This is a genomic window from Dehalococcoidia bacterium (genome assembly GCA_035310145.1).
GTDB lineage: Bacteria > Chloroflexota > Dehalococcoidia > CAUJGQ01 > CAUJGQ01 > CALFMN01.
This window is the reverse complement of the sequence record DATGEL010000046.1, coordinates 1-3,162: the sequence shown is the minus strand read 5'-3', so window position 1 is coordinate 3,162 and position 3,162 is coordinate 1. Positions and strand designations below refer to the sequence as shown.

At 71.4% G+C, this 3,162-nt stretch carries 6 protein-coding genes; all 6 read left to right on the top strand.

What is annotated here, in order from left to right; genetic code table 11:
* Positions 1-808: branched-chain amino acid ABC transporter permease (locus VKV26_09570; protein HLZ70139.1), on the top strand; the 808-nt coding region annotated here is incomplete at its 5' end.
* A gap of 45 nt (positions 809-853) precedes the next feature.
* Positions 854-1,423: an RNA 2',3'-cyclic phosphodiesterase gene (gene thpR, locus VKV26_09565; protein HLZ70138.1), complete on the top strand. Its 570-nt coding sequence runs from the start codon at positions 854-856 to the stop codon at positions 1,421-1,423.
* Positions 1,424-1,672: 249 nt separating this feature from the next.
* Positions 1,673-1,933 (top strand): hypothetical protein, encoded by a 261-nt coding sequence (locus tag VKV26_09560; protein ID HLZ70137.1) that lies wholly within the window; start codon positions 1,673-1,675, stop codon positions 1,931-1,933.
* A 129-nt stretch (positions 1,934-2,062) separates the two neighbouring features.
* Entirely contained in the window at positions 2,063-2,269 is a 207-nt protein-coding gene (locus VKV26_09555; protein ID HLZ70136.1) for a hypothetical protein, read from the top strand.
* Between the two features lie 136 nt (positions 2,270-2,405).
* Entirely contained in the window at positions 2,406-2,669 is a 264-nt protein-coding gene (locus tag VKV26_09550; protein HLZ70135.1) for a hypothetical protein, read from the top strand.
* On the top strand, positions 2,666-3,162 hold a 497-nt coding region (locus tag VKV26_09545; GenBank protein HLZ70134.1), incomplete at its 3' end, for a helical backbone metal receptor. The genes VKV26_09550 and VKV26_09545, both read left to right, overlap by 4 nt.

The following is a 3,162-nucleotide window of genomic DNA, read 5'->3' as shown; positions in this document are numbered from 1 at the left end:
GCTGGTGATCATGTACCGCACCACGGGCGTGCTCAACCTGGCGATCGGCGAGACGTCGACGCTCGCCGCCTTCCTTGCCTGGACCCTGATCGTCTCGGCTGGTCTACCCTACTGGCTCGGCCTGATCCTCGCGGCCGGCGCCCTGGGGCTGGCGGGCGCGGCGCTAGAGGCCGGCGTGCTCAGCCGCCTGAGCGACCGCGACCCGCTGACGATGATCGTGATCACCGCCGGCCTGCTGAGCCTGGTGCGCGATTTCGACAGCGTCATCTGGGGCGACCGGCCGCGCGCCTTCCCCACGCCGTTTCACGGGCCGGTGGTTCACGGCTTCGGCATGTATTTCTCGCGGCCGCGTCTCGGCACGTTTCTCTCCGTGTGCGTCGCGATCGCCCTGCTCGTCTGGTTCTTCCAGCGCACGCGGCTGGGGCTGGCCCTGCGCGCGGCGGCGCAGCGGCCGGAAGCCGCCCTCCTCTGCGGCGTCCCCGTGCGGCGCATGCGGACGCTCGGTTGGGGCGTCGCCACGGCGCTGGGCGCCGTCGGCGGCATCCTGATCGCCAACATTATTTTGCTGGACACGCACATGCTGGAGGGCGGGCTGATCTACGCGCTTGCGGGCGCGGCGCTGGGTGGGCTCGACCAGCCGGCAGGCGCGATCGTCGGCGGGGTGGTCGTCGGCGTCATGGACGGCCTGGTGGGCAGCATCGGGCTGTTCAAGGAGATCCAGCTGCCGGTCGTGGTGCTGCTGGTGTTCATCGTCCTGACGGCGTGGCCGGACGGCTTGCTTGGCACGCGCGCCGTGCGCAGCATCTGATGCGCCCGCGCCGCTGCTGGGATCGGAGCGTGGGAGAACGGCGGAATGCGCCTGTTCATCGCCGTCTTCCTGCCGGAGTCCTGGCACACGGCGCTGGCGGCGCGTCAGGCCGAGCTGCGGGCGCGCCTGGGCACGGCGGCGCGGGCTCTGCGCTGGGTGCGGCCGGAGGGCAGCCACCTCACCCTGGTCTTTCTGGGTGAGACGGAGCAAGTGGAGCTCGCGGCGATCGAGGCGGCCATGCAGACGGCCGCCGGCGCGACGCGGCCGTTCGCATTGCGGCTCGGAACGATCGGAACCTTCGGCGGTGCGCGGCCGCGCGTGCTGCACGTGGGCGTCGATGGCGAGACCGCGGCGCTGGCGGCCTTGCAGGGCCGGCTGGCCGCCGCGCTGCAGCGTGTTGAGGAACGGCCATTTTCGCCCCACATCACGCTCGCCCGCGTGCCCCGGCCAGACCGTGCCACCGGCGAGGCGATCGCGCGGGCGCTTGCGGAGGGCGCCGCGGCCAGCGCTCCGCCGCTGGCGGTGGAGCGCATCAGCCTGATGCAGAGCGAGCTGCGGCCGGGCGGCGCCGTGTACACGGAGCGGCTCGCAGTGCTCCTTGCCGGGCCGCCATAATCGTCGGTGTCCGGGGCTTGGCAGGGCGCACAGCAATGGTATGATGAAGGTGACAGGCAACCGTTCTGCACCGCGGGCGCGGCAGCGCCCGGGGAGGGCAGTCGCCATGCGAGTGGTTTCCGGTCTGCAAGCGCCCCGAAGAGGCACCGTCGCACTGCGCGCGGTGCCTTTCGCGTTCTGCGGGGGCGCACGGCACTGGTGGTCGTTGGGCTGCTGCGCGGGGCAGCGGCCGTGTTCGAGGAGGCCGCAGTGAACTCCAGTCTGATCGGCAAGATTGAGAAGGCGAAACGGTATGCGCGGGAGAAGGATCGCTTCCATTTCAACAGCCTCTCCGTCCAGGTCAGCGGCGACAACGACTCGCACGAAGTGACCTTGCGCGAGGGCGCCTGGCACTGCGCTTGCGACTTCTTTGCCGGCTGGGCTGTCTGCAGTCATACGATGGCGATCGAGCGCATGCTGGACGGCATGCTGCCCAGGGAGGCGGTCGGCCAGGAGTTTGCCCGCGCCTGAGCCTGGGGGCAAGGTGTTGCCCCAGGCACGGAACTGCCGCAGAGTAGACGTGGCGGGGTGGCCGGCGGCGCCGCCTCGCCACGCGTCGTCTCGGCGACGATCGCACAGCCGCAGTTCGGAGGGGTTCACATGCTGCGCCGGTTGCTCTCCCGGCCCGTGATCGCGCTGTTCTCGTGTTTGATCGCGCTGACACCGGCGCTCGCCTACGCGGATCGGCCGGGGCAGGGGCAACCGTTCGGCATCGACTGGACGCCGATCGTCTTCTGGGTGCTGGTCGGCGGTGTGATGCTGGCGGGCCTGCTGCTCGGCCTGCTGATCGACTGGGGCAACCGCTAACCGTCTCCCCCCGCCCGTGGGCAAACGCCGCACACATCCCCGACAGGCGCGGCCGTCGCCTGGCTGCGCCCGCGGACGCGAAGCCGGCCGCCGCTGCTATACTCAGCTTGCGGGCATGCGAACGGTGAGGCGGATCATGACGACGGGACTGCGGCCGAAAGGGTCCGGGCACGACCAGCGCCGCTGCCGCTTCCTCTCGGCCAACCCGGCCTGCGACCGCGCCAGCATCCCCGAAGGTGTGGATCGCACGCGCCTGCCGCTCTTTCTCTGCTCGGCCAAGGGCGCCGATCGGCCGCTGATCACCACGATGCGCAAGTGCAAGTTCTGCCGCGAGACGAACCTCTGGTACCAGCCGCGCGAGGAGATGCCGCTTGCCGGCCCGGCCGAGGCGCCGCGTTGAACGCGATCGACGCGAGCGGTGTTGCGCTGAGCCTGCCGCGGCCGCCGCGGCGCATCGTCTCGCTCGTGCCGAGCCTGACGGAGGCGCTGTTCGCCTTCGGCGCGGGCGAGCGTGTGGCGGGCGTCACCCGCTTTTGCGAAGAGCCGGCAGCGGCCGTCGCCCTGTTGCCCAAAGTCGGCGGCACGAAGACGCCGGACCTTGCGGCGATCGCGGCGCTGCACCCCGATCTTGTCATCGCCAGCAGCGAGGAGAACCGGCGGGAGGACGTGGCCGCGCTGCGTCAGGCCGGCCTCGCCGTCTTCGTCACGCACTACGCGACGGTGGCCGCCGCGCTCGACGGGCTTGCGCTGCTTGCAGGCATGGTCGGCGCCGATCCGGGCAGCATCGACTGGCTGACCGAGGCGCGCGAGGTGGCCGCAGCCTGCACGGCGCGGCGCGGCGAGCCGGTGCGCTACTTCTGCCCGATCTGGCGACGGCCGTACATGGTGGCGCG